Here is a 24,713-nt window from a genome sequence, read left to right as displayed (position 1 = left end):
ATATAAAGGTATTGTCCTATTTACATAGAATATTTTAAGAGAATAGCACGTGAAAAATTGGGGGACATATATGGACATTTGTTTTATTGGTGGCGGAAATCACACGGATAATGAATTAGGTGAGGTGTTCCTGGAACTTTCAAAAATGATTAAACGTGATGCTAAGATTTTAATAATTCCTTTTGCAACCGACAATTCCAGGTATGAAGGTTGGATGGCAAGTATCAAACAAGCCTTTTCAATCATGGAGAATGTAAGTATTGAATTATTAAACGAAGACCTTTCAGACAAAGAAATGAAAAAGTCTATAAAAGAACATGATATTCTTTACTTTATTGGTGGAAAGCCAGAAAGGTTAATCCATGTTATAGAAGAAAAAGGACTTGTCCCAATTATCAAAGACTTTCAAGGTTTAATCATTGGATATAGTGCGGGTTCATTAGCTTTCTGTAATGATTGCATAATAACAAAAGATAAAGACTATCCAGAAACAGTAGTGATCAAGGGCTTAGGATTAGTTGGGTTTAGCGTTGAGGTCCATTATGAGGATAATATAGATGGAGAATTAATTTCCCTATCAAATGAACGAAAGATATATGCAATACCAAATGGAAGTGCGATTTTCTCCAAGAACGGGGAACTATTTAAAGTTGCAAATGATATCTATTCCTTTCAAAATATGAAAAAGGAAATAGTGAATTCCTAAGTCTTAAAGAACCAACAAGCTCTTTACCTCAATTGGAGCAAGGGTGCCGGGCGCTAAAGGATAGAGAAAAGGAGACTGCAATGAAAATAAATTTAATGATTTTCATTACATCAATAAAAGAACAAGAAAATGGTATATCAATGATGAAAACAGTTGAATCTGATATTCGTCCTGTTAAAGGGGATATAATGGATGATCCAGGATTCGATTCAGGATTTCATAATGGATATGAAGTTGTAAAGGTTTCGATTAATTATGCCTCAAATGAATGTTTTGTTTCGCTGCACCCGCTTGCGATTGAGATTAAGGAAATCAGGATGGAAACCTATATAGAGAAACTGGAAGCAAACGGTTGGCGTGCTGTCTCAAAAGAGGAATTGAAAAGTATGTAAAAAGGTAAACCCATAAAATTGACGTAAGGAGCATGTAAATGGAAAAATACTCAACAACCACTTTAAAGATGACAAGAAATTTTGATGTAGTGCCTGAAATGGTTTTTGATGCATGGTTGAACCCTGAGATGATGAGAAAATGGTTTTTTACATTGGAAGGGACAAATAAGGTGGCACAAAATGATCCTCAAGTGGGAGGTACTTGGGAAATTATTGATCATCGCGATGGAAAAGATTATCGGGCGATAGGGGAGTACCTTGAAATGGACCCTCCCAATAAATTAGTGTTCACTTTTAAAATGCCGCAATTCAGTGAATTAGTAGATACAATTACAGTTGAACTGAAAGAACTTCAAAAGGGCTGTGAAATGGCATTTTCACAAAAAATCACCGTTCCTCATGAAGAAAATTGGACAGAATCCGATATCGAAAAAGCTCTTGGAGAGTATCACGATGGATCTGAACATGGCTGGAACTTAATGTTTATGGGACTGAAGGAACTGGTTGAAACTGGACAAGTTAGCTATAAAGGCTAATAGTCGTGGGCCACAGTTTTTAGACAAAAGGGAATCGGAATCGCATCCCGAACCCTGAAGGTCGGAATGGATCGAAGAAATTTGCGACACTCCTGCCGAATAACTGGCTAGCCGAGACCCCACAGGCGCTTGTGCCGAGGAGGCTCGGCAGACAGTCGGCGGTAAGGGAGCGGATTTCTGAAATCAGATGGAATGTTTTCGAAACTCAATTACAGAGTTTGTGCTAATAGTCGTTTGCCAATGAAAAGCTCTCCAAATTAACTGGAGGGCTTTTCGGAATGTAGTTTTATATATTGACAATCCCCTTTGAATTGGTAATATTTACTTTATTATTACATATGTGATTTTTAATAGAAGGCGGTTTAATTATGGATGGGAAAATCAGTTACGACGAGTTTCATAAACTGAAAGAAAGTGGGCAATATCGCAAATTGGTCATGTTATTATGACTAACTTTATGTACATATTTTGTTTATTAGTATGGGGACTTAATTTTATTGCCGTTAAGATTCAAGGTACACCTGTGAGTTTAGAATTATCTTTAACATATCGTTTAGGTTTGACGGCCATCCTATTTTTCAGTTTATTGTGCATGCTTAGACCAAAAGGAAAACCCAAGAAAAAGGATGTTCCATTCATTATTGTGTTTGGAATTTGTAATTTTGCTTTAAGCTATTTATGCCTTTATTACGCCACTATCTTAAGTTCAGCAGCAATGGTTACGTTAATATTTTCATTGAAAGTCATTTTAACGCCCATTGCCCTTCGTGTTTTTTTGAAGGAACCATTGCATTCACGTATCTTAATTGGCGGGATAATTGGTGTGCTGGCTGTTTGTATTGTTATTTATCCGAGTTTACATGATATTCATGGATTCAATGATATAAAGGGCATCATGATGGCTGTTCTTGGTACCATCCTTACTGCATTGGGCGATGCAAGCTCAGCTAGAAATGCCAGGAAGAAAGTGAACCCAATCTATGCCAATGTACTTGGATTTACAGCAGGAGGAATTCTTTTGGCGGCCATTGTGTTCATTCAAGGACAAGCAGTCACTATACCGACATCCATTACATATTTATCTGCTTTGTTCTATTTAACTATATTCGCTTCCTTTGGAGCTTGGCTATTCTACCTCAAGCTTGTAGAAAAGATAGGTGGGGCGAAAAGTGGATACATGGTTGCCCTTTTTCCGGCAATTGGAGGTATAGCTTCAGTGATGATTGGTGAATCAGATCCAACCATTTTCTTGGGAGCTGGCTGTCTTTTCAGTTGTTTAGGTGCGGCGATTGCATTAGGTTTTGGCATGAATATTGGTAAAAGTAATTTGAAAGAAGAAATTTAATTCGAATTTCAGAGAGGGATGGGACAATGGAAAGTAAATGGCCAAATGATATGAAAGTAGCGCAAATGCGGGTTGCACGTCCTACTGATCAACTAAAAAAGGTTATAAAATTCTATTGTGAAGGATTAGGTTTGAAAAAAATCGGTTCTTTTGAAGGGCACGAGGGATATGACGGTATCATGATCGGTCTTCCTGATTCCAGCTATCATCTGGAGTTTACTCAACATAAGGATGGCAGTCCTTGTCCTGCCCCATCAAAAGATAATCTGCTTGTCTTTTATATTCCTGAACGTAAAACCATTGAGGAAATCACGAATAGGTTGAAAGGTATGGGCCATGAACCGGTTTCTCCGGAAAATCCATATTGGGAAAAATCAGGTGTTACTTTTGAAGATCCGGATGGTTGGAGAATTGTATTGATGAATTCGCCCGGCATAGGAAATTAAATTTTGAAATGAAAACGACCGAAAAGCACCATGCTTTTCGGTCGTTTTGGGTTTATGAGGACATCGTAATCCCGCCATTGATGTGAATGCACTGTCCTGTTATATAGGCACCTTCATCAGATGCCAGCAGCACGTAGGCACCTGCATGATCTGCTGGCTGCCCGGGGCGGCCAAGCGGTGCCTCGGTACCAAATTCGGCAACGGATCGTTCGTCGAATGTCGCAGGGATGAGCGGAGTCCAAATCGGTCCTGGTGCAACCATATTGACCCGGATCCCTTTTTTAGCCACATTCTGCGCAAGGCTGCGTGTGAATCCGACGATTGCTCCTTTTGTCGCTGTATAATCCATCAAAGTTGCATGGCCTCTGTAAGGATTGATCGATGTTGTGTTGATGACCGAGTTGCCTTGTTTCATATGAGGAACCGCGTGCTTGCTCATGTAAAATACTGAATAAATATTGGTGCGGAACGTTTTGTCCCATTGCTCGTCCGTGATATCTTCAATGTTTTCCGTCGGAAATTGCACCGCAGCATTATTGACGAGGATGTCCAGCTTTCCGAACTCGTCCAGCGTCTTAGTAATCAATTCTTTACAATTCGCCTCCACGGAAACGTCACTTGGAAGTAGGAGGCAGCGAACGCCTTCCGCTTCAATCAGCTGCTTTGTTTCTTCGGCATCACCGTGCTCATCTAAATAATTCACAACCACATGGGCGCCTTCCTTTGCATAAGCAATGGCAACCGCACGTCCGATGCCGCTATCTCCGCCTGTAATCAAGGCAACGCGGTCCTTAAGCTTACCGCTTCCTATGTAATCCTTTGGCTGAATCGGAAGTGGATTCATCTCAGATTCAATACCAGGCTGTCTTTCCTGCGTTTGTCCGGGCTGTCCATTCTTTTGCTGTTCATATATATTCAATGAAATCTCCTCCTTTTAAACTATTGATCTAGTCATACTTTAGCCGTTAAAAAGTACGGTTAAACATCGACATTCCCACCGATTCCATCTGCAAACGATTACAAAAATATAGTGAAGAAGGACTTACGGTGTTCAAAGTTGAATTACATTTAAATGAAAATTTCAGGGGTGTTAATATGAATTCGACAGGAACAATACAAGAATTGACCAAAAAAGAACAATGGTTAGAAGCCTTTCCAATCATGAATCAGTTGCGTACTGACTTAACTCAAAAAACATATCTGGAGTTACTTGAAGAAATGAGGAAGGACGGATACTGTTTGTTTGCTTTATATATAGATAACCAGGTTGTATCCTTGGCTGGTTTAAGCTGGAGAGTGAACTTTTATAATAAACGTCACGTGTTTATTTATGACCTTGTAACAGATTCTGCACACCGCTCATTTGGATATGGAGAGAAGTTATTAAGTTATATACATAACTGGGCAAAAGAAAACGGAGCTGCATATGTGGCATTGGAATCTGGGATCCAACGAAACGAAGCCCACCGATTCTATGAAGAGAAATTAGATTATGATAAATGGTGCTACTCATTTAGAAAAACGCTGTGAGTAAGAATAGCGACGTAAAAGAGCTGAGTATTCAGCTTTTTTTGTGCCATTTTATGGAGTAAATGGAGTGAATGTAAGACACGTTGTCCACTATGTGTATTGGATTATTAACATTTTAAGTAAGAAGAGATCAATTTAAGATAAATTCACGAGTAAACACGTGAAATTCACAAGTAAAAGTTCGAAATTCAAGAGTAAATCGCTGAAACTCACAAGAATAAGCCCCAAACTCACCGCAAATGCTCCAATACCCAGAAATTGGAACGTTTATTGCAAGTATAATAATGAATCCAATTCCTTTGAAAAAATATATTGAACTACTCATCTTACTAACGAGAATATCCTTCTGCTGCAGAGTTTGATCAAAAGTCCTTATTTTGATGTTTACGTCAAGATGAAAAGTGAGGAGTTCGATGAAGTGTTGGAAATGCTAGTTTGTTTTTTTGTTTTATAACGGGAGTCGTGTTTCTATATTTTGGTTTGTTTCAATACAATTGGCTGTATAAGGGTGTAAAGGAGATTGAAGAAGACAATGATTTTCCTTTCATAAGCAGTTATTGGTTCTGGCGGATTTTGTTCATCGGAATCAGTTTATTCATCATTTTTAGGACTGTAAATTCATTCTTTCGCTGAAAAACCCAAATTTTTGTAATGATTTATTTAGCCTTGGACATACTTAATTAAGATATCAAAATGTAACATTTAATTAAGGAGGAAACCAAATGGCTAACGAAAATATACAAATGAAAATGGAACATATTTGGCAGGATACCTGTGGTTCTTGGGAAAATTGTACGGAAACCACAATTCAGTCATTCTTGGCAAAATCCGAAGAAGGCAATATAGATCCGCAGTATTGCATGAGCTGGGTGGAACAACATAAAGCTCAAATACCCGAGTGGGATGCCGTTTCAAAAGTGTCGCTCGACTGGGTTAATCAACATACATCAACGGGTTCACCCATTTCAATCAAGGAAGATTATTAAAAGGCTTATGAATGGTTCGAATTCCACTATATTTAAGAGGTGAAGATAGTTGTCAAATAATGAGGAAAACGGTAAATCAAATCGTCGGGATCCAGATTACAGAGTTAATGCTTGGGATGAAATGAATGGTGAAGATAAGTTTGTACAATCAGCCATCCAAGAGGAATTCAATAATCCAGTAATTGAAGAAACGATTTTGAAGTTCAATAAAATAGCGAATGAAGAAGAAAAGGAAACTTGATTTTTGGACGCGCCCTATAGGGCGTTTTTTTTTGAAAAAAGGAAGAAGGAACTGCTAATAACTTATTATTCAAAAGCTTTATCTTTTAGATTTATAAAAAACAATAATATACAAATAAAGGGAAAAGGCATCTTGGTATCGTATAAAGCATAGTATAAATCGTTTTTATTAATAAGTTAGCAATATCATTATGGGAGTGAAGATCATGGAAGCTGCTGTAGAACGGATTTTTTCTAATGAATTGGTGAAATTGGCTGGAGATTTTTTTCAAGTGAATGCGGGGAATCCGGTTAAACTTGGAGATGCAGAGAACTACGTATTTGAGGTTTACAGGGATGGAACGCCATACATTTTAAGAATGACACATCAATCACATCGTACAAAAGCTCAAGTGCTTGCTGAGTTAAAGTGGATTGAGCATTTACAGAATAATGGTAGTGAAATTCCTAAGGTTCTCTTTTCGAAAGATAATAACTTAGTTGAAATTGTAAAGGGCTCGGATGGTTCAGAATTTTATTGTTGCCTGTTTGAAAAAGCTCCTGGTGTAAGAATGAAAGTCACCGATGAAAATTTCAATGAACCTTTATTTTTTGAATGGGGAAGAACCATTGGCCAAATGCACAAACAAACTAAAAGTTATAAGCCAAAAGCGGAATATAAAAGGCTGGATTGGCATGAAGAAGAATTATTGAATGCTCAGCTCTTTCAATCCGATGTACCGGAGCAATTGATGCGCCAACAAGAATTAGTCACGAAGAAGTTAAATGCCCTTCCGGTTCATCAAGATAATTTTGGATTGATTCATTCTGATATACATAACGGCAATTTCCATTTTCATGAGGGGAAGATTCATGTTTTTGACTTTGATGACTGTTCTTATCATTGGTTTGCCAGTGATTTGGCCATACCTCTGTACTATCTGATGTGGAGCTTGGAACGTGAAGGGACAAAAGGGCTCGATGAATATGCTGCCAAGTTCATGAGGGAATTCATAAAAGGCTATGAGACGGAAAATATTCTTGCGCCTATAGAATATGAAACGATTCCTCTATTTTTAAAGCTAAGGGATTTAACGTTATATAATTTTTTCCATAAAAAATACGATTTGAAGAATGCGGATAGTCCATTATACAAAACCGTTCAAAAAATCGAACAAAGAATCATCGAAAGCCGTCCTATTGTTCACTTCGATCCGAACATGGTTCATTAAGGGGGATTGGAATGTCAGATATAAAAAATAATGGGCTTGCATATAGAATTCGGACTGGTGTATTGGAAGATGCGGAAGCGGTTTTGGATGTGCAAAATTCCGTTATTTCCGAAGGCGAGTATTTTATTGCCGTATCGGAGGAGTTCAATAAAACATATGAACAGCAACGAGATTGGATACGAAGGTTATTGGAAAATGAACGGGAAACCATCATCGTGGCCGAAATAAATGATAAAGTGGTTGGATGGATAGCCTTTCAATCGGAGAATAGGAAGAGAATGTCCCACAAGGGCTCATTTGGGGTGATGATCAGAAAAAATTTCAGAGGGATGGGATTGGGAAAGGAGCTTATTGAAGCGTTATTGGATTGGGCAGAAGCCAATCCGTTGATTGAGAAGGTGAGTTTAGGAGTTTTTTCCACAAATCATCGGGCAATATCATTGTATAAAAGGCTGGGGTTTGTTGAAGAAGGCCGTAAAATAAAAGAATTCAAGATGAGCGAAAGTGAATACGTTGATGATATTATCATGTACAAAATGGTTTGATCAGACCGAAAGAGCATGAATGGATTCATTACATGCTCTTCTGGTTTGGTTATGTATCTATTTTTATAGTAAAACGATATTTATGTCATGCATTATTTAATTACTCTTACCTTCACTTGCTTTCTTCCCCACGTTAAAGCATCCGCTTCCTTCGCGATGAAGACATCGATTCTGTTTCCTTTGATCGCACCGCCCGTGTCTGCAGCGATAGCTTGTCCGTAGCCTTCGACTTCAACGATGGAGCCTAGCGGAATCACGTTCGGATCGACTGCTATCAGTTTGGCATCATCATATTTTTCTAAATCGACACCCATTCTTGTAGTGCCTGAGCATCCCTCGCAACTTGCTGTATATGCTGTACTTGTAACCGTCAGTTCTTTAACGGCTGAGCTTGCCGAACTGGCTCTTTCTTCTAATTTACTGATGGTCCGTGCACCGGCTATACCGTCAGCGGATAAGCCCTTTTGCTTTTGAAAGTTGATAACGGCTTGCTTTGTACCTGATCCATAAATGCCATCGACCGTTGATGAGTAAACATCCCAGGCTTTCAATAGCCTTTGCAGTTCAGCTACAGGCCTTCCCATATCCCCGCTTTTCAGTACCTGTATTTTCTGATTCGTTTGTGTTCCTGCTATTCCATCGACTTTCAGCCCTGATTTTTCCTGGAACTTCTTTACGGATTCCTTTGTAATCGGTCCGTAGTAACCTGTTGCTTCATGATAGGGAAAAACCCCTTTTGTCAGTAATAATTCTTGTACTTGTTTTACATCACTATTACTCATCCCAAATGAAAGTGTGCGATCCAAGGCAGCGGCTTCGCCTTTTGTTGGCATGCAAACTCCTAGAATGAATACAGAAGCCGTTAGGATCGTTAATAAAATTTTCTTCATGTTTATCCTCCTCGTTGTTTCCTGCAATTAAACCATTCGTTAAACTATCACTCTTTTAGGCGCAGTTAAGGAAAAACACCGCGAAGGCACTAAGTAATTGTTAAAACATGTAACATATAAAAAAGAAATGAGGCGGACATCGGGTTACCATATCCTTATTGATTAACTAATTATGGAAAAAATCACCTTCATATGGAAACGGACCGGAACCGTTTGGTTGAACAGGGGCATTCATTCATGTACGTTTAAGTTAATAGAAGTTCTATTTTAAGGTTAAAGGAGGAAATCATTTGATTAAGGCAGTTATTTTCGACTTTGATGGTTTAATTTTAGACACGGAAACGGCTTGGTATGAGGCTTATAAAGAAACGATGGCTTTTTATGAATCTGATTTGCCCCTCGAACATTTTGTTACATGTATCGGAACGGATAATACTGAGCTTAATCAGTACTTTAAAGATCAGTTGGGGGAAAGGTGTAATATTGAAGAAATTGAATCCAGAGCAAAAAGCCTCCATGAAGTAAAGATGAAAACATCACAGGCACGTGAAGGTGTGAAGGATTATTTAGAAGAAGCAAAAAGAAATGGATATAAAATCGCCCTCGCTTCAAGCTCGACAAAAGAGTGGGTCACTCATCATTTGGCGGAACTCGGACTGTTACACTATTTTGAAGTTATTATCACAGGGGATGAAGTCAAGAAAGTAAAACCAGCGCCTGATTTGTATGTAAAGGCAATTGATGTTCTGGCCATTCAGCCGACAGAAGCCGTAGCATTTGAAGATTCGTTAAATGGGCTTCAAGCGGCCCTGACTGCAGGTTTAAAATGTGTGATCGTTCCTAATCCCGTGACGGAAGCTTTAGCTTTTGAAAATCATCATTTACGCCTCCGTTCCATGATGGATAAGAGCTTGTCTGACGTCATAAAACATATTGAGCAATAAGCGTTCGAAGGAAAGTGTAGTATGATAAAGGGATGAAACCGAGCCGAAGATGGCAGAGTCTTCGGTTTTTCTGGTTTTAATGAAAGTTATATTTTGGTGGGGAGGGTGAGTTTATGGGATTGCATATCAATGACGAAGGAGTCCGGCTGCGGGAGGTCAATGAGAGTGATCTTCCAGTCTTTTTCGAGCAACAATTGGATCCTGCCGCAAACTATATGGCTGCCTTCACATCTAAAGATCCATCAGACAAGGCGGTTTTTTTGACACACTGGAAGAACATCTTATCGAACCGGGATATTCAAAAAATGACCATAATCCACAACGGATGTGTTGCGGGCAGTATTCTCAAGTTTGAACAGTTTGGTAACCCGGAAGTGAGTTATTGGATCGGGAAGCAATATTGGGGGAAAGGGATCGCTACAGGGGCACTGCTCCATTTTTTGCCGAAAATAAAAGTCCGCCCTCTTTATGCCCGCGCAGCCAAGGATAATCTTGGTTCCATCAGGGTGCTGGAGAAATGCGGATTTGAAAGATTTGATGAAGACAAAGGTTATTCCCATGCAAGAGGCAAAGAGGTTGAAGAATTCATTTTGAAACTTGAAAGTTAAGATAATAATAACAATATCGTTTAGCCTATGAGGAAACGGGTGACAGACAATGGGATATAAGATTTTTTCCATCATTTTTATTTTATGCGGTCTTTTTGTAATGTGGTTCGCCATTTTTGGCAAAAAGAAAGAGATTAAAGAGATCGGCATACCAACGAATTTCATCGATGTAGTTTTAATGATGATATATAAGCTTTTACCTTCCATTATTAGAAAAATCCTTCTTTTTGCATTGGGTCTGTCCATTTCTATCGGATTTACCTATATATTGATTAAGTTATGAAAAATTTTCCTTATTAGATTAAATAATCCTGAAACTTTATTCTTGCGGAATCGTATTAAATGGTAACGATATATAGGAGTTGTTGCTATTTCGAGGAAAAAAAGTGATGGCAGTGTTTAGGATAATTGGGGCGGGAAGTTGACGCAGACGGAAGGCTTGATGTTATTTCACAATAAGGTCAGGTCAAGAACGGGAAACCATAAAATTCAAATCTATTGATTGCAGCTGATTCAAGGGGTGTTTATATCCAAATGGAAGAATATCAGTATAGTAATAATATGCATAATATGGTAATGTTGAATTTGTGTGATTTTGGAAATTTATAAAAAAAGGAAGGTATTATATGTCTGAATCGGTTCTTAAGGTTCAATCCTTAACTAAAAAAATTGGAAAAGCAACCATCGTAGACAATGTTAGCTTTGAAATAAAAAGCAATGAAATATTCGGTTTGCTTGGTCCGAATGGAGCGGGTAAGACCACGATCATCCGTATGATCACAGGTCTCATCAATCGTACGGGCGGTACTGTCATGATCAATGGCAGTGACCTGGATAATGATTTTGAAGGTGCGATGAATCAATTGGGGGCCATTGTTGAAAACCCGGAGTTCTATAAGTACATGACAGGCAGAAAGAATATCCTGCATTATGCCCGAATGTCATCCAATGACATATCCACTGAGAGAATAGAAGAGGTCATTAAGCTTGTCAAACTGGATCATGCCATCGATAAGAAGGTTAAAACCTATTCATTGGGAATGCGCCAGCGCCTTGGAGTGGCACAGGCCATTTTACATAAACCGTCGTTATTGATTTTTGATGAACCGACGAATGGCTTGGATCCGCAAGGGATCCGCGAGTTTCGTGATTATTTGAAAGTATTGGCAAGTGAAGGCGTCGGGATATTGATTTCATCACATTTACTATCGGAAATGCAATTGATGTGTGATAGTTTTGCCGTTATCGAAAAGGGAAAACTGATCCATACGAAAGAACATATTGTTGATGAAAAAACCGAAACGATCAATGAAGTTTCATTCACTGTCAGTGATGGGAAGCTAGCTAAAAAAATCCTTCAAGAACAGTTTGCGGATATTACGATTCTAAAAAATGGTGCGAAGACAATCTCCGTATCGGCCACCCGAGAACAAACGGCCAATATAAACCGGAGTTTTAATGTAAATGAACTGGATGTCTTTGAAATTGGCATAACCAGAAAATCGCTGGAAGATAAATTCTTCGAAATCACTGAGCAGGAAATGAGGGAGTCTGTATGATGTCCTTAGTAAAAAATGAATGGATGAAAATCTTTTCAAAAGTATCAACTTATATATTCATCGCTTTTCTATTATTGGCAGCATTAGGGGCTGCGGTCATCGATTATAAACTAAGTCCTGACGAAACGAATAAAGATTGGAAGCAAGAGTTAAACGCAGATATCCAAGAACAGCAAAAGGCTTTGGAAGCTAAGGAAATCAGTGAAGATGAAAAAGCCGCCATCATGGAAGACATTAATTACAACAAGCAACTGTTGGCTGATAATATAAACCCTGACTTAAACACGAATTGGACCTATATGGCTGAATGGACTACATCATTAACATCATTTGTCACTTTATTCGTCGTTATAGTTTGCAGCTCGCTCGTTTCTTCGGAATTTTCCGATGGCACCATTAAACAACTGTTGATCAGGCCTTATAAACGTTGGAAGATCCTACTTTCCAAATATATTACTTCCCTGTTATTTGCAACGTTACTACTTGCGAGCCTTCTTATATTCAGTTATCTAATCGGAATCATATTCTTTGGCAATGGTTCGTATTCAGACAAAATCATGGATCCTGCATCTTTCGAATTCAGTCTGGTGGTAGTCGGCGAATATTTCGTAGACATGATCGTTTACTGGATACCAGGATTCCTAGTCATCACGACCATCGCTTTCATGTTAAGCACATTATTTAAAAACCAAGCACTTGCAGTAGGGATATCCATTTTCATCCTATTTGCTTCTTCGACATTAAATATGGTCATTCAATCATTCATCGGAAAATACGAGTGGTTAAAATTCGTCTTATTCCCCCACCTTGATTTAAGGGGCTATATTTCCGGAACCATAGAAATGTTCGATGGAGCTACACTTGGATTCTCGATGGGTGTACTCGGCATCTATTATCTTATCTTTTTAGCGCTAACTTTCTTCTTCTTCCAGAAAAAAGATATCACTAATTAAATAGAGCGAAAAACCGAAATCAGTGGCTGATTTCGGTTTTTCTTATGCAAAAGGAATGTTGCTGCTTAGAATCTGGCATAAAGTGAAACCTTTATCCAAAATTATCCGTATAAGATAATATGAGGATATTCAGTTGGGTGCAGGGGTGAAAAATGAATAAAAACAAGGTTCTATGAATTGGACTTATAGGATTTTCTTTATTTCTAATAGGCATGATGATTTCACAATGGACAGTTGCTGGCGTAGTGATCGGGATAGGCGGAGGTTCGTAATGGGGATCAGTTCCTACCTGTTTGCAAGTCAGTAGCTCCATGTACATATGAACAATACACTAGTTAATTGCGGACTTCGCGGAAATAATCTGATAGAGATGGAGCAGATTTAAAGATGGGGAAAATGCATTATAAACGAAAGTTAGTCATTGTATTTATAATTATTGGAACAGCATTAGGGCTCTACGTGTACTCGGCATTCTCTCAAAAATTGACAAAATCAACAGATTTGTCTGATGAATCTATCGGGGGATTTAAAGTGTTGGATAACATATCGAGTCCGGAATTCATTAGGGAATATGGAGAACCCATCGATCAAGATAATAATAATGCTTATGATTATTATTATTGGAAGGGCGGGTTGAAAACGGCCTCTATCAATACAGACGAGGATAAAGGGAAAATCATGCGGTTGATCATTTCAAGTACGGACGACGATCAATTTGAAAACTCCCTTCAAACAAGCAAAGGTATTAAATTAGGAAGTAAGAAAGCGGACGTTCTTTCGAAGTACGGAGATCATTATTATAAAAGTTATGAACAGGGAGCCGATATTATCGGCTACATTGACCATAAACGAGATATTACTTTAGAATTTTGGTGTGTTCAAGGTGGAAGGGTTGCAGAAATACGATTGGATGATGCAGAGGTCATGTAATGTTTTTTCACCAGCGTCCCCGATTAAGGGTCTTGGCTGTTTAAGAGAATAAGAAAGTGATGCGATAAATAATATGTTCATAAAAAATTTCATCTATCATTACATCATTTATCCAATCATATTTGTTGGGTTATATGCAGCATTTACCATTTTCAAACTTGATACCCCGGTTCCTATAAATGATGCTCTGCATATGGTTTTACTCTATTATTTTGCAATAAGTGTGTATCATGCTTTTCCTACTATAAATTCTAAGGGGAAACAGAAAAAATTTCCATTTTTTTCATGATCTCTGAAACCATTTATTACTTTATCCGTATATCTAAGTATGTACGGTGCTTAGGAGCACCGGTATTTATCGGCATTTATCATTTTAATAAATTGGGAGATGAAGGATCATGAGCGAAAAGGGTTGTATGAAATGCGGAAGCAATGATGCGGCTAAGAAGGATGTAGCCATGACAGGAACAGGCTTGTCAAAAATGTTCGATGTCCAGAATAATCAATTTACGGTTGTGTATTGCAAGCAGTGCGGTTATTCGGAGTTTTATAATAGGCAATCATCTGCAGGCAGTAATCTGCTGGATCTATTCTTGGGATGATCATTGGCAAAACAAGAATCCCCTTTTTCATGAAAAGGGGATTCTTGTTTTTTATTCATTTTAGGAAGAGAATTACTGATGGAACCGGACTAGGCCGCCAAAATAAAGGAAGGCAGGGAAGACGAGATCATGACAATCTTGCGCGAGATAGCAGGTGTACATTAATGATTCCGGATCAAATGTGGGCGAATATCATTACTCGTGACGGCATGCCCGAGAAATGATAGTATTAATGTAAAAAATGGAAATTTCATGAGGGGAAATTAAATGAATAAAATAGCACTTCTTCAACTGTCTCTAGCCATGACAATCTTCGGTTCTGTCGGTTTCTTTTCGGAACTATCAGGACTTCCTGCATTGGAATTGGTTTTTGTTCGCTGCATTTGTGCTGCCGTATTCTTATGTGCAGCCTGGATGATTACCGGACATTTCAAGAACGAAATATGGAATGGCAGGGAGGTAATGCTCATCATTTTATGCGCGGTGGCCAACTTGTTAAACTGGATATTCCTCTTTAAATCCTTTGAGCTGATATCAGTGACAATCGCCATTTCGCTTTATCATTTAGCGCCGATCCTTGTACTCATTATAGGGAGCTTCATCTTTAGGGAGAAAATGAATTTATTCTCCATCTTGGCCATTTCCCTTTGCTTCATTGGCACATTACTCATTATGGGAACAGATGGATTTCGATCATCATCTCCTGAATGGGAGGGCATCATGTATGGAATCATTGCTGCATTTTTCTATGCGGCAACCATGCTTTTAGGAAAGAGCATTACAAAGACCAGTGTATATGCGACCACATTTCTGCAAATGTTCATTGGATTTCTATTACTGATTCCTTTTGTCGATTATTCCGTATATACAACTTTAAATTCTTCCGAATGGTTTTATACGGTTCTTACTGGCATCATCCATACAGGCGTCGTGTATTTGCTGTTTTTTAATAGTATTCGCCATTTGCCTACAAATGTAGTATCTTTCATGATTTTTGTCGATCCGGCAGTTGCCATCCTTTTGGATATTCTGCTTTCAGGATTTAAACCGGACGGTATTCAAATTCTAGGTATTTCCTTGATATTTATTGGGGTGGTCTATTCACTTAAAACGACTAGACCGACTGAAAATGATGTCATGCAGAAAAGGCCGCACACAATGTGAGGCCTTTTCTGCATGAATTTACCTATTGATTAAAATGATAGACATCCCAAATGTCAGGGGTTTCTGATCCAATGTACCAAGCAGCTGCACCGCCTAGATGATTTTGTTTTACCAGGTCAATCCGGAGCTTGATCGATTTTTTATCCTCTATCCAAATTTGATGCTTTTTCCCTTTGGAAGTATACATCACGTAATTTTGTTGAGTCTTTTTATCCCATACCTTTTTAAGTTTTTGAGATGAAATGATTTTGTTGACCTCAGCCATGGTACGGTCATGACTTATCACTTTTTTGGTCGACAAATCGGTCACCCATTCTCTCGTATAAAATGGTACAGCCAATATGATCTTATGAGCAGGTACTTCTTTCATTAAAAGCTTGGTTCCTTCTTTGATCCAAGGTAACGAGGAAACGGACCCGGCTACTGGGCTCCCTCCCCAATGCTCGTCATAACCCATTATGATTATATAGTCCGCTATTTTGCCAAGTGCTTTCCTATCTAGACTTTTTGACCAATAAGGGTCGTCATTTTCTCGGGTGACATCCACAGACACATTAATTCCATGCGGTTTTAGTGCCTTTTTTAGTTCGCCTATGAAAAGTACAAAGTCCTTCTTATTTTTTGGGTCGATGTTTTCGAAATCTACATTTATTCCATCACTTTTCGTTTTAACAAGTGAATCCCGTAAAGTTGAAACCAATTTCTGGCGTTTTTTTGTATTGCCTAGTACAGAACCAGTTAAAACAGGGTCAAATTTATTCCCGATAAGCTGCCAAACTTGTTTTCCTTGTTTATGTGCAGCTTGGATGTATTTTGTATCTACAGAAACCGAAACGTAATTACCGGTATCCGTCAGTGTATAAGAACGGGGAGAAACTACATTCAAATTGGGTTGTTTAAGTTGCTGGGTATAGTTTTCTTTCGATCCATTATGCTTCCAGCCCATGACGATACGGTTTTGCGCCTTTTTTTGAAGCTGGGATTTCTTTATCCATCCCTTTTTTCCGCCAAGCAATTGGACCTGGTAGTAATAATCCGGAACCTTCAATTTTTGGCCCACTTTAAGGGTAACCGAACTTAAGTTATTTAATTTCGACAATTCACTTGTTGTTACCTTGTATTTAGTAGAAATCTTCCACAATGTATCTCCTGATACAACCTTATGAATCTTATATTTCTGGGGAATCTTCAGGTTTTGGCCGACAGTTATTTCGGAAGATGTTAATTTATTTTCTTTTTGTAGCGCACTTACTGTAACACCATATTGATTTGCTATTTTCCATAGTGTGTTTCCAGTCTTTACTTTATGAATGATGGGCCCAGCGGAATCCCCTACTGAAGAAGAAATGACGGGAAACGCCTCGCCCTTTTTTAAAGTCTTTAATAGAGTAGAACCTAATTTAGGAGAACTAAAAACTTTTGTATTGTCCACTTTAACAGAACCTATGTATTGGGTTTTCCTTGATGAATGACCACTGGTTGGAAAGAGACACATACAAAGAAGGCTTAACATAATAAAATATCCAAAGAATTTTTTCACAATTTTTTTATTCCCCTTTGTAAAATTTAACTTTACTAGTTTACTATGGAGAATAGCTTTAAAAATAGAGGTACATTGTGGAAAGGCATTTCTAACCTTCGTGTGGGTTGAATTAATTCATGTGTAGGTCGAATTAATTCACTGAAGGACGAATTAATTCATGTGTAGGTCGAATAATTTCGCTGTAGGTCGAATTAATTCATGAGTAGGTCGAATAATTTCGCTGTAGGTCGAATTAATTCATGTGTAGGTCGAATAATTTCGCTGTGGGTCGAATTAATTCGTGTGTAGATCGAATTATTACGCTGTAGGTCGAATTAATCCAAGTGTAGGTCGAATTATTACGCTGAGGGTCGAATTAATTCATGTGTAGGTCGAATTATTTCGCTGAGGGTCGAATTAATTCATGTGTAGGACGAATTATTACGCTGAGGGTCGAATTAATTCATGTGTAGATCGAATTATTTCGCTGAGGGTCGAATTAATTCATGTGTAGGTCGAATTATTTCGCTGAGGGTCGAATTAATTCATGTGTAGGTCGAATAATTTCGCTGAGGGTCGAATTAATCCAAGTGTAGGTCGGATTATTTCGCTGAGGGTTGAATTAATTCATGTGTAGGTCGAATAATTTCGCTGTAGGTCGAATTAATTCATGTGTAGGTCGGATTATTTCGCTGAGGGTTGAATTAATTCATGTGTAGGTCGAATAATTTCGCTGTAGGTCGAATTAATTCATGTGTAGATCGAATTATTTCGCTGAGGGTCGAATTAATTCATGTGTAGGTCGAATAATTTCGCTGTAGGTCGAATTAATTCATGTGTAGTTCGAATTATTTCGCTGAAGGACGAATTATTCCGTATGAAGGACCGTTAATTCGTAAGTTCTAGTCCATATATGAAGAAGGGGAGATTTCATATGTCACATTTTGCATTACAGTTTCATGATTTTAACGCATGGGCAAACGAACAAATCTTTAACCGCTTAAAAGAGCTTCCAAAGGATGTTTACCATCAAGAAGTACAAAGTGTGTTTCCATCGATATCGAGTGTGATGGCCCATGTGTATCTTTCCGATCTGGGGTGGGTGGAGGTTTTTTCCGGTAAAAGCATGAAACATGCATTGGAGTTGGCTGAACAACTGAAGGAACAAACAGAGTCAAAGGAATTAGAGGAAATGGAGGCCATGTTTTTTGAGTTGTCCGGTCGGTACAAATCGCTGCTTAGCCAAAAAGAAAATTTAGATAAGCCTCTTATAATTGAGAATCCAGCTGGCGGTCTAATGAAAACAGGTGTTGCCGAATTGATTCCGCATGTCGTGAATCATGGAACATATCACCGTGGCAATATCACAGCTATGTTGCGACAAATGGGTTATGCCTCTACTTCGACGGATTACGGTCTTTATTTATTTTTAAAAGGAGAGTAACGGGACTTCATTTGCTTACTGATGGGACTGTAAGCACTGACAGTCCTGTTCTTAAAGTGAGGCTACCTGTCATTTTGAAGATAATGGAATCCTATACATGTGAACAGGTTAACCGGTTCTTCCTGGTTGACCTTTTTTACGTTTGCTGCTGGAAATGACTTGTACATGACATTTGTCATCTTCTAGTCATGACACCTGGTACTAATAATTTTAGGTTGATTTCTTTATACTATGTAATAACGACAAATAAAAGGAAGTGCAATTAAATAATGACCTTGCAAAATACGAAAAACTTGAGAAAACAAATTGCTCCTTTTGAACAATCAACGACAAAGCAAAGTATATGGCAGATCATCAATACCTTGGGGCCATTCATTATTTTATGGTACCTAGCATATATAAGTCTTTCCGTTTCTTATTGGTTAGCTTTAATTCCAGCTGTGATTGCTGCTGGCTTCTTGACAAGAATATTCATCATTTTTCATGATTGTACGCATCATTCGTTTTTCAAAAGCCGCCGTGCGAATAGAATAGTCGGGACTATCATGGGTGTTTTGACTTTATTCCCGTTTGATCAATGGGGACATGAGCATTCTGTGCATCACGCAACAAGCGGTAATTTGGATAAGCGGGGTACAGGGGATATTTGGACCCTTACGGTCGATGAGTATTTGGCTGCACCGTTTAAACTTCGTTTTGCCTATCGTTTTTACCGCAATCCAATTGTTATGTTTGGTTTGGGACCGATTTATGTTTTCCTTCTTAAAAATAGATTTAACCGTAAAGGCGCTAGAAAGAAGGAAAAAAATAATACGTATTTGACGAATGCATTAATCGTCGTTTTAGCGGCATTGCTTTGCCTGGCAGTAGGCTGGCAGTCGTTCCTTCTTGTACAAGGTTCCATTTTCATGATTTCTGGTTCAGTCGGCATTTGGCTGTTTTACGTCCAGCATACATTTGAGGACTCTTATTTTGAAGAAAATGAGGAGTGGGAATATGTATTGGCAGCAGTGGAAGGAAGTTCTTTTTATAAACTTCCAAAACTGATGCAGTTCCTCACTGGTAATATCGGTTACCATCATGTTCACCATTTAAGTCCAAGGGTACCTAACTATAAATTGGAAATGGCGCACAACAATACGCAGCCTTTAGAGAACGTTCCAACGATTACTCTTGCGACAAGCTTGCGCTCACTCCGTTTCCGTTTATGGGATGAGGAATCCAAGAATTTTATCGGTTTCAAAGATATAAAATATTTAACGAAAAAAAGCGTTCCCGCTCAAGTGAAATCTGAACTGTAACGTTCAGTATCATTCCAGACTCCCTTAATAATCCTCGGATTTGGGGGAGTCTTTGCTTCATATAAGGAACTCGATAAAGGAGAGAACTTAAAATGATTCGAATTGTCATTGCAGAGAATCAGCAAATGCTGTTAGAGGCAATAAGTTCTCTACTCAATCTTGAAGAAGATATAGAAATTGTCGGGCAAGCCGGTAATGGAGTAGAAGCGGTGGCCCTTGTTCACCAATTACAGCCTGATGTGTGTATCATGGATATGGAGATGCCTGTAATGAGCGGACTTGAGGCAGCAGAAGCATTAAGGTCAATTGGATGTAAAGTGGTCATTTTAACGACATTCCGAAGAACTGGTTATTTTCAACTCGCAATAAAGGCTAATGTAAGTGGTTATTTATTGAAGGATAGCCCGGGTGAAGAGTTAGCTTGCTCGATTCGCAGCATAATGGATGGCAAGCGAATATATTCCCCAGAACTTATAGATGAGACTTCCAGCAATAATGGCCGGGAAATGGGAGTGTTAGGTTTGTTAGCCGATGGTCAATCAAAAATTGAGCCGTCAAATCAGCAAAGCGGCACAATTGGAACAGTAAGGAAATATTTTTCCACCATCAAAGATAAAATGAAGTTACCGGCTGGTTAGGATTTGTTTCTTAAATCCTGTTGACACGTTTTTTTAAATTGTGTACGATGGATTAAATTATAATATTGAAAATTCTGTGATGAAGAGAGTAGTTCATTTTGAAATGGAAAGCGAGTTAGGGATGGTGGGAGCCTAATGCAGGACGGATGAATGAAGCGCACTTTGGAGAAATTTCTTGAACCGTTTAGTAGGGAATATCGGGGAGTCACCTCGTTAACAATGGAAAGTGGTCACAATTTGTGGCAACTAGAGTGGTACCACGGGAATTCATGCTCTCGTCTCTTATTTAGAGGCGGGGGCTTTTTTGTTTAGGAGGGAAAATGACGATGAATAAACCAATTGCAGAATTGATTTCAACTGCTTTGAACAATGAAATGCCAGCTAGTGAAATAGAAAAATTAATGGAAAAGCCAAAATTGATGGAATTAGGCGATGTCGCCTTTCCATGCTTTACTCTTGCGAAAAAATTCAGAAAGTCGCCTCAGGTGATTGCGTCTGAAATAGCCCAACAATTAAATAGTAAGTTGATCCAAGAAGTGAACGTTGTGGGTGGTTATCTGAATATCTTCGTCAATCAACAGCTGGTGACGGAAAACGTGCTGCAAACGATATTAAGTGAAAAGGATCAGTATGGTTCGATGCAGCCTGTACAGGAAAATGTCGTGATTGATTATTCCTCCCCGAATATTGCCAAACCTTTTTCCATGGGGCACTTACGCTCAACGGTCATAGGGAATGCACTGGCTAACATCGCCGAAAAAAATGGCTACAATGCTGTGCGTATTAATCATTTAGGAGATTGGGGCACGCAATTCGGCAAGTTGATTGTCGCATATAAGCTGTGGGGCGACAAAGAGGCAATCGAAGCTTCGCCGATTCAGGAATTATTGAAGATCTATGTGAAGTTCCATGATAGAGCCGAAAGTGATGAATCGTTGAACGAACAAGCACGAGCAAGCTTCAAGTCGCTTGAAGATGGGGACGAGGAAGCACTGGCATTGTGGAAATGGTTCAGGGATGCGTCTCTAAAAGAGTTTGAGACGATTTATGATTTATTGGGCATCCGTTTTGATTCCTATGCCGGCGAAGCGTTTTACAATGACAAAATGGATGCGGTTGTCGGGGAACTAAAAGAAAAAGGCTTACTTACCCTATCCGAAGGTGCCTATGTCGTGCAATTGGAAGATATGCCGCCTTGTTTGATTACGAAAACGGATGGTGCGACACTTTATGCCACGCGTGATTTAGCTGCCGCCATGTATCGTAAAAAACAGTATGAGGCGAAGAAAACATTTTATGTTGTCGGAAACGAACAATCCCTGCACTTTAAACAACTCTTTAACGTCATTGAAAAAATGGGGTATGAATGGTCAAAAGATTTGCAGCACGTAGCATTTGGCATGATGTTAAAAGATGGTAAGAAAATGTCGACTCGTAAAGGGAAAGTCGTGCTCCTTGCGGATGTATTGGCAGAGGCGATCGAAACTGCGAAGCGCAATATTGAAGAAAAAAATCAAGCGCTTGAACAGAAGGAACTGGTTGCAAGACAGGTCGGTGTCGGAGCGGTAATTTTTAACGATTTAAAAAATAACCGCATGAACGATATTGATTTTTCATTAGAACAAATGATGAATTTTGAGGGAGAAACAGGTCCATATGTACAGTACACATATGCGCGAATTTCCTCATTGCTTGAAAAAGGTGAATTTAACGAGCAGGCCATCCATTTTGACGCTTTAGGTGAATATGCGTGGCCAGTCATCCAGCTGCTAGAGCAATATCCGAGCATTGTCCAAAAATCGTTTGAACAAGCCGACCCATCACAAATCGCGAAATTCAGCTTGCATTTATCGCGTGCATTCAATAAGTATTATGCACATACAAAAGTTCTAGTTGAAGACGAATGGAAACAAATGAAACTCTCATTCGCTTTTTCCGTAGCGATTGTATTGAAGGATGCGCTAAGTTTATTGGGAATTTCCGCGCCGAAAAAAATGTAAAGGTAAAATGAAAGAATCCATTTTGAACTTTCAAAATGGATTCTTTAAAATCTTATTCAATGACATCGAACCATAAGGGGGATTTATCATCAATTTCACCGTTGTAATTGATCGTGATTTCTTCGCCAGCCTTTATGTCTTTATGTGCATAAAAGTCTATCGTTAAATCATCTAAATTATTATCATACTTCGCATTCGGAGTGTATGAATGATTGAATAGCGATCCATTTCCTAAGGCAATGGCCGTTTCATCGTCATCTCCCCAATAGAAACAGTGATGAAAGAGTGACGTTTTCTTTAAATATTTCCATTCTCTTTTGGGTGAAATGATGACAGGTGATGCCTCAATGAGTTCATCCTTTTTAATATCCCTTACCGCATATATTCCCCTGCCGTATTTCCCCGTATTTTTAATACAGATTGGTGATACGGCCTCTATTGCTTTTTTCCAGTCCTGCTTGGCTTTCAGTTTTGTTTCGTCTAGGTCACCAAGATGCTTATTTAAGTAATCACTGCGATTGCGAATGAAATCGAAGATGAATTCTGGTTCCTTGTCAAATAGATCCACTTTATTCTTTTTATATGGATCAAGAAGGATGTGGGGGCGTATCGCCTGGTGCAGTGATAATACTTTATTTTCCATGTGATTCACAGTAAATGTGGTTTCCAATTGTTCAACCAAGAGGTCTTTGTAGAACTTGCGGTATTCCGGAACCTGCAATAGAAGATAACTAAGGTGATTTGTCCTTTTTCCTCCAATAGGGACATATGTGTGTTCCATGATCCCGCCACTGACTTTGCGTCCCCAAGTGGCATCATAATCCCAAGGAATGATTTCAAATAAGTTTGTTTCACTATTGCGATATAATGCATAGTTATGAGTGAAACCGTCGTTATTCATTGAACATACAGCTCCAGCCAGCCAGCGTAAGTATTTATGAATATCAAGATGCTGCGAGACTTCTTCAGGAAATTTGGCAAGCGGGGTGGTATTGATTTTTCTGATCAATTCAATAAGGTATTCATCGTCGGACGGTTTTCCAAACGCTTGTTTATAGCCTGATACAAGGGAATCTTTCGGTTTCCCATCCCTTTCCAATGAAAAGTTGGCATGATTGTTGACTGCATAATAAATGGGACCGGCAGGAAGTCCTCTTTTTTCCAAAAAGAATTCATCAACGGACTCCAGTTGTAAATATACCCCTTTACACGAGCCGTTACGATATAAGTCAATATGCTGACTATGGGGGGAAAGAACTCCAAGGTCTTGGAAGTAATCGAGTGAGAGTTTATTGCGAATGAGGGAAGGATCTTTGTATTCGGCATTGAGATGGATTTTGTGGGCACCAAAGAATTTTTCTGGCTTGATGAAATCAATCCAATAGGATCTTTTCCTGAATTTTCGGGTATAAGAGCCCCGATAGGCAATATCGATATCATAAATGTCGTTTTCCAATTTCAAATAGGCGGGAATGGGGTCATTACTCCATACGTCCGCACGTAAATCTTCTAGATCTCCTTCTTCAATCATTAAGAAATAAGATGGAATATGATAAGGCATACACTCACCTTCCTTTCTTGAAGATGTATTATGGTCAAGCGCAAACATGTAATGTATGAAAAAATTCAACTTAATCAACCAGAGATTGATCAAGTTGAAGCTTTTTAGATTTAACTATCTTCTTCTTTTTTTCTTTCCACTTCCAGTGGATGTACTAGATGTAGATGTGCTGCAAGTAGATGTGCTGCAAGTAGATGTGCTGCAAGTAGATGTGCTGCCAGTAGATGTGCTGCAAGTAGATGTGCTGCCAGTGGATGTGCTGCAAGTAGATGTGCTGCCAGTGGATGTGCAGCCAGTGGACTTGCTGCCAGTGGACTTGCTGCCAGTGGACTTGCTACCAGTGGACTTGCTGCCAGTAGACTTGCTGCCAGTAGATGAGCTACAGCTGCTGCTGCTGCTGCTGCTACTGCTACTGCCAGATGAACCGCCTTTTCCTTTTTTTCCTTTCGGCATAAAGACCCCTCCTTTAATAAGGTTAATTTCATGATATGCAGTATGGTACAAACTTGAACGTTGGTTAACGACAAAAGGGCTAAAAAAAAAATGGCGGAGATTAAAATAGTAATGTAGAGTTATGGCGGGTCACTTCAATTAGAGTGTCTGCCTTTTCTGAAATGAAAAATGCCCCTTACTCCCAAATGGGAATAAAGGGCATGTACC

General features: G+C 38.9%; 27 protein-coding genes, 1 pseudogene and 1 other annotated feature. Of the genes and pseudogenes, 22 read left to right on the top strand and 6 right to left on the bottom strand.

Annotation, left to right across the window (positions count from 1 at the left end):
• Nucleotides 1-70 precede the first annotated feature (70 nt).
• The 5 genes from ACSR9O_RS23360 to ACSR9O_RS23340 all read left to right on the top strand — a co-directional run bounded on the left by ACSR9O_RS23360 (nt 71) and on the right by ACSR9O_RS23340 (nt 3,425).
• Nucleotides 71-706 (top strand): Type 1 glutamine amidotransferase-like domain-containing protein, encoded by a 636-nt coding sequence (locus ACSR9O_RS23360; protein ID WP_491725190.1) that lies wholly within the window; start codon nt 71-73, stop codon nt 704-706.
• Nucleotides 707-786: 80 nt separating this feature from the next.
• Nucleotides 787-1,098 (top strand): hypothetical protein, encoded by a 312-nt coding sequence (locus ACSR9O_RS23355; RefSeq protein ID WP_101225754.1) that lies wholly within the window; start codon nt 787-789, stop codon nt 1,096-1,098.
• A 38-nt stretch (nt 1,099-1,136) separates the two neighbouring features.
• Nucleotides 1,137-1,634, top strand: a complete 498-nt coding sequence (locus tag ACSR9O_RS23350; protein ID WP_491725189.1) for an SRPBCC family protein — start codon at nt 1,137-1,139, stop codon at nt 1,632-1,634.
• Between the two features lie 445 nt (nt 1,635-2,079).
• Entirely contained in the window at nt 2,080-2,979 is a 900-nt protein-coding gene (locus ACSR9O_RS23345) for a DMT family transporter (RefSeq protein WP_491725188.1), read from the top strand.
• A 26-nt stretch (nt 2,980-3,005) separates the two neighbouring features.
• Nucleotides 3,006-3,425 (top strand): VOC family protein, encoded by a 420-nt coding sequence (locus ACSR9O_RS23340; protein ID WP_491725187.1) that lies wholly within the window; start codon nt 3,006-3,008, stop codon nt 3,423-3,425.
• Nucleotides 3,426-3,477: 52 nt separating this feature from the next.
• On the opposite strand, the gene ACSR9O_RS23335 is transcribed toward ACSR9O_RS23340, so the two are convergent.
• A complete protein-coding gene (locus ACSR9O_RS23335) occupies nt 3,478-4,344 on the bottom strand; it encodes an SDR family oxidoreductase (protein ID WP_491725186.1) in 867 nt (288 codons plus the stop codon).
• Between the two features lie 176 nt (nt 4,345-4,520).
• On the opposite strand from ACSR9O_RS23335, the gene ACSR9O_RS23330 reads away from it, so the two are divergent.
• The 5 genes from ACSR9O_RS23330 to ACSR9O_RS23310 all read left to right on the top strand — a co-directional run bounded on the left by ACSR9O_RS23330 (nt 4,521) and on the right by ACSR9O_RS23310 (nt 7,937).
• Nucleotides 4,521-4,955 (top strand): GNAT family N-acetyltransferase, encoded by a 435-nt coding sequence (locus ACSR9O_RS23330; protein ID WP_260356729.1) that lies wholly within the window; start codon nt 4,521-4,523, stop codon nt 4,953-4,955.
• A gap of 722 nt (nt 4,956-5,677) precedes the next feature.
• On the top strand, nt 5,678-5,941 hold the full coding sequence (locus tag ACSR9O_RS23325) for a hypothetical protein (RefSeq protein WP_101225759.1): 264 nt from the start codon (nt 5,678-5,680) through the stop codon (nt 5,939-5,941).
• Nucleotides 5,942-5,990: 49 nt separating this feature from the next.
• Entirely contained in the window at nt 5,991-6,182 is a 192-nt protein-coding gene (locus tag ACSR9O_RS23320) for a hypothetical protein (protein WP_101225760.1), read from the top strand.
• Nucleotides 6,183-6,387: 205 nt separating this feature from the next.
• Nucleotides 6,388-7,392 carry a phosphotransferase enzyme family protein gene (locus ACSR9O_RS23315; RefSeq protein WP_427575479.1) on the top strand — a complete coding sequence of 335 codons (1,005 nt, stop codon included), beginning with the start codon at nt 6,388-6,390 and terminating at the stop codon, nt 7,390-7,392.
• 11 nt (nt 7,393-7,403) lie between these two features.
• Nucleotides 7,404-7,937, top strand: a complete 534-nt coding sequence (locus ACSR9O_RS23310; protein ID WP_260356733.1) for a GNAT family N-acetyltransferase — start codon at nt 7,404-7,406, stop codon at nt 7,935-7,937.
• Between the two features lie 92 nt (nt 7,938-8,029).
• On the opposite strand, the gene ACSR9O_RS23305 is transcribed toward ACSR9O_RS23310, so the two are convergent.
• Entirely contained in the window at nt 8,030-8,827 is a 798-nt protein-coding gene (locus tag ACSR9O_RS23305; RefSeq protein WP_491725185.1) for a peptidoglycan-binding protein, read from the bottom strand.
• 293 nt (nt 8,828-9,120) lie between these two features.
• Here ACSR9O_RS23305 and ACSR9O_RS23300 point away from each other — a divergent pair, with 293 nt between their 5' ends.
• From ACSR9O_RS23300 to ACSR9O_RS23265, 8 genes are all read left to right on the top strand, one after another.
• Nucleotides 9,121-9,771 (top strand): HAD family hydrolase, encoded by a 651-nt coding sequence (locus ACSR9O_RS23300; RefSeq protein WP_260357936.1) that lies wholly within the window; start codon nt 9,121-9,123, stop codon nt 9,769-9,771.
• A 113-nt stretch (nt 9,772-9,884) separates the two neighbouring features.
• Nucleotides 9,885-10,379 (top strand): GNAT family N-acetyltransferase, encoded by a 495-nt coding sequence (locus ACSR9O_RS23295; protein WP_101225765.1) that lies wholly within the window; start codon nt 9,885-9,887, stop codon nt 10,377-10,379.
• Nucleotides 10,380-10,428: 49 nt separating this feature from the next.
• Complete coding sequence (locus ACSR9O_RS23290; RefSeq protein WP_101225766.1) at nt 10,429-10,662, top strand: hypothetical protein; 234 nt, start codon at nt 10,429-10,431, stop codon at nt 10,660-10,662.
• A gap of 343 nt (nt 10,663-11,005) precedes the next feature.
• A complete protein-coding gene (locus tag ACSR9O_RS23285; RefSeq protein ID WP_101225767.1) occupies nt 11,006-11,938 on the top strand; it encodes an ABC transporter ATP-binding protein in 933 nt (310 codons plus the stop codon).
• Nucleotides 11,938-12,891, top strand: coding sequence for an ABC transporter permease (locus tag ACSR9O_RS23280; protein WP_491725184.1), 954 nt, complete (start codon nt 11,938-11,940; stop codon nt 12,889-12,891). Before ACSR9O_RS23285 ends, ACSR9O_RS23280 begins: the two co-directional genes overlap by 1 nt.
• A 387-nt stretch (nt 12,892-13,278) precedes the next feature.
• Nucleotides 13,279-13,821, top strand: a complete 543-nt coding sequence (locus ACSR9O_RS23275) for a hypothetical protein (RefSeq protein ID WP_491725183.1) — start codon at nt 13,279-13,281, stop codon at nt 13,819-13,821.
• Nucleotides 13,822-14,219: 398 nt separating this feature from the next.
• A complete protein-coding gene (locus ACSR9O_RS23270) occupies nt 14,220-14,423 on the top strand; it encodes a zinc ribbon domain-containing protein (RefSeq protein WP_034304303.1) in 204 nt (67 codons plus the stop codon).
• 267 nt (nt 14,424-14,690) lie between these two features.
• Entirely contained in the window at nt 14,691-15,587 is an 897-nt protein-coding gene (locus ACSR9O_RS23265) for a DMT family transporter (protein ID WP_491725182.1), read from the top strand.
• Nucleotides 15,588-15,609: 22 nt separating this feature from the next.
• Here the strand turns inward: ACSR9O_RS23265 and ACSR9O_RS23260 are convergent, their stop codons facing one another.
• Nucleotides 15,610-17,019 (bottom strand): LysM peptidoglycan-binding domain-containing protein, encoded by a 1,410-nt coding sequence (locus ACSR9O_RS23260; RefSeq protein ID WP_491725181.1) that lies wholly within the window; start codon nt 17,017-17,019, stop codon nt 15,610-15,612.
• A 1,024-nt stretch (nt 17,020-18,043) separates the two neighbouring features.
• Here ACSR9O_RS23260 and ACSR9O_RS23255 point away from each other — a divergent pair.
• From ACSR9O_RS23255 to argS, 4 genes are all read left to right on the top strand, one after another.
• Entirely contained in the window at nt 18,044-18,553 is a 510-nt protein-coding gene (locus ACSR9O_RS23255; RefSeq protein ID WP_491725180.1) for a DinB family protein, read from the top strand.
• A 269-nt stretch (nt 18,554-18,822) separates the two neighbouring features.
• The gene (gene desA / locus ACSR9O_RS23250) at nt 18,823-19,854 is read left to right on the top strand and encodes a Delta(5) desaturase DesA (RefSeq protein WP_491725179.1); all 1,032 of its coding nucleotides are present in this window, start codon (nt 18,823-18,825) and stop codon (nt 19,852-19,854) included.
• Nucleotides 19,855-19,946: 92 nt separating this feature from the next.
• Nucleotides 19,947-20,492 carry a response regulator gene (locus ACSR9O_RS23245; protein WP_101225774.1) on the top strand — a complete coding sequence of 182 codons (546 nt, stop codon included), beginning with the start codon at nt 19,947-19,949 and terminating at the stop codon, nt 20,490-20,492.
• 67 nt (nt 20,493-20,559) lie between these two features.
• Nucleotides 20,560-20,778: a binding site (T-box leader), on the top strand.
• A 34-nt stretch (nt 20,779-20,812) separates the two neighbouring features.
• Nucleotides 20,813-22,492, top strand: coding sequence for an arginine--tRNA ligase (gene argS / locus ACSR9O_RS23240; RefSeq protein WP_397314216.1), 1,680 nt, complete (start codon nt 20,813-20,815; stop codon nt 22,490-22,492).
• A gap of 52 nt (nt 22,493-22,544) precedes the next feature.
• Here argS and ACSR9O_RS23235 read toward each other — a convergent pair whose 3' ends face one another.
• The 3 genes and pseudogenes from ACSR9O_RS23235 to ACSR9O_RS23225 all read right to left on the bottom strand — a co-directional run bounded on the left by ACSR9O_RS23235 (nt 22,545) and on the right by ACSR9O_RS23225 (nt 24,538).
• Nucleotides 22,545-22,877, bottom strand: a complete 333-nt coding sequence (locus tag ACSR9O_RS23235; protein ID WP_290370147.1) for an SET domain-containing protein — start codon at nt 22,875-22,877, stop codon at nt 22,545-22,547.
• A gap of 96 nt (nt 22,878-22,973) precedes the next feature.
• Nucleotides 22,974-24,053: pseudogene (locus ACSR9O_RS23230) on the bottom strand (CotH kinase family protein); the annotation flags it as partial.
• 110 nt (nt 24,054-24,163) lie between these two features.
• On the bottom strand, nt 24,164-24,538 hold the full coding sequence (locus ACSR9O_RS23225) for a hypothetical protein (RefSeq protein WP_491725178.1): 375 nt from the start codon (nt 24,536-24,538) through the stop codon (nt 24,164-24,166).
• Nucleotides 24,539-24,713: the final 175 nt, after the last annotated feature.

This window comes from Peribacillus sp. B65 (genome assembly GCF_058513295.1).
Note: the sequence above shows the minus strand (reverse complement) of the source record. Positions and strands in the feature narration are given on the sequence as shown.

What these genes read in the sequence shown, in the direction of transcription:
- ACSR9O_RS23280 (WP_491725184.1), top strand. Translation starts at nt 11,938, where the DNA reads ATGTCCTTAGTAAAAAATGAATGGATGAAAATCTTTTCAAAAGTATCA.
- ACSR9O_RS23255 (WP_491725180.1), top strand. Translation starts at nt 18,044, where the DNA reads ATGTCACATTTTGCATTACAGTTTCATGATTTTAACGCATGGGCAAAC.
- ACSR9O_RS23295 (WP_101225765.1), top strand. Translation starts at nt 9,885, where the DNA reads ATGGGATTGCATATCAATGACGAAGGAGTCCGGCTGCGGGAGGTCAAT.
- ACSR9O_RS23310 (WP_260356733.1), top strand. Translation starts at nt 7,404, where the DNA reads ATGTCAGATATAAAAAATAATGGGCTTGCATATAGAATTCGGACTGGT.
- desA (WP_491725179.1), top strand. Translation starts at nt 18,823, where the DNA reads ATGACCTTGCAAAATACGAAAAACTTGAGAAAACAAATTGCTCCTTTT.
- ACSR9O_RS23315 (WP_427575479.1), top strand. Translation starts at nt 6,388, where the DNA reads ATGGAAGCTGCTGTAGAACGGATTTTTTCTAATGAATTGGTGAAATTG.
- ACSR9O_RS23350 (WP_491725189.1), top strand. Translation starts at nt 1,137, where the DNA reads ATGGAAAAATACTCAACAACCACTTTAAAGATGACAAGAAATTTTGAT.
- ACSR9O_RS23245 (WP_101225774.1), top strand. Translation starts at nt 19,947, where the DNA reads ATGATTCGAATTGTCATTGCAGAGAATCAGCAAATGCTGTTAGAGGCA.
- argS (WP_397314216.1), top strand. Translation starts at nt 20,813, where the DNA reads ATGACGATGAATAAACCAATTGCAGAATTGATTTCAACTGCTTTGAAC.
- ACSR9O_RS23360 (WP_491725190.1), top strand. Translation starts at nt 71, where the DNA reads ATGGACATTTGTTTTATTGGTGGCGGAAATCACACGGATAATGAATTA.
- ACSR9O_RS23290 (WP_101225766.1), top strand. Translation starts at nt 10,429, where the DNA reads ATGGGATATAAGATTTTTTCCATCATTTTTATTTTATGCGGTCTTTTT.
- ACSR9O_RS23225 (WP_491725178.1), bottom strand. Translation starts at nt 24,538, where the DNA reads ATGAAATTAACCTTATTAAAGGAGGGGTCTTTATGCCGAAAGGAAAAA.
- ACSR9O_RS23340 (WP_491725187.1), top strand. Translation starts at nt 3,006, where the DNA reads ATGGAAAGTAAATGGCCAAATGATATGAAAGTAGCGCAAATGCGGGTT.
- ACSR9O_RS23270 (WP_034304303.1), top strand. Translation starts at nt 14,220, where the DNA reads ATGAGCGAAAAGGGTTGTATGAAATGCGGAAGCAATGATGCGGCTAAG.
- ACSR9O_RS23275 (WP_491725183.1), top strand. Translation starts at nt 13,279, where the DNA reads ATGGGGAAAATGCATTATAAACGAAAGTTAGTCATTGTATTTATAATT.
- ACSR9O_RS23265 (WP_491725182.1), top strand. Translation starts at nt 14,691, where the DNA reads ATGAATAAAATAGCACTTCTTCAACTGTCTCTAGCCATGACAATCTTC.
- ACSR9O_RS23285 (WP_101225767.1), top strand. Translation starts at nt 11,006, where the DNA reads ATGTCTGAATCGGTTCTTAAGGTTCAATCCTTAACTAAAAAAATTGGA.
- ACSR9O_RS23345 (WP_491725188.1), top strand. Translation starts at nt 2,080, where the DNA reads ATGACTAACTTTATGTACATATTTTGTTTATTAGTATGGGGACTTAAT.
- ACSR9O_RS23305 (WP_491725185.1), bottom strand. Translation starts at nt 8,827, where the DNA reads ATGAAGAAAATTTTATTAACGATCCTAACGGCTTCTGTATTCATTCTA.
- ACSR9O_RS23330 (WP_260356729.1), top strand. Translation starts at nt 4,521, where the DNA reads ATGAATTCGACAGGAACAATACAAGAATTGACCAAAAAAGAACAATGG.
- ACSR9O_RS23325 (WP_101225759.1), top strand. Translation starts at nt 5,678, where the DNA reads ATGGCTAACGAAAATATACAAATGAAAATGGAACATATTTGGCAGGAT.
- ACSR9O_RS23355 (WP_101225754.1), top strand. Translation starts at nt 787, where the DNA reads ATGAAAATAAATTTAATGATTTTCATTACATCAATAAAAGAACAAGAA.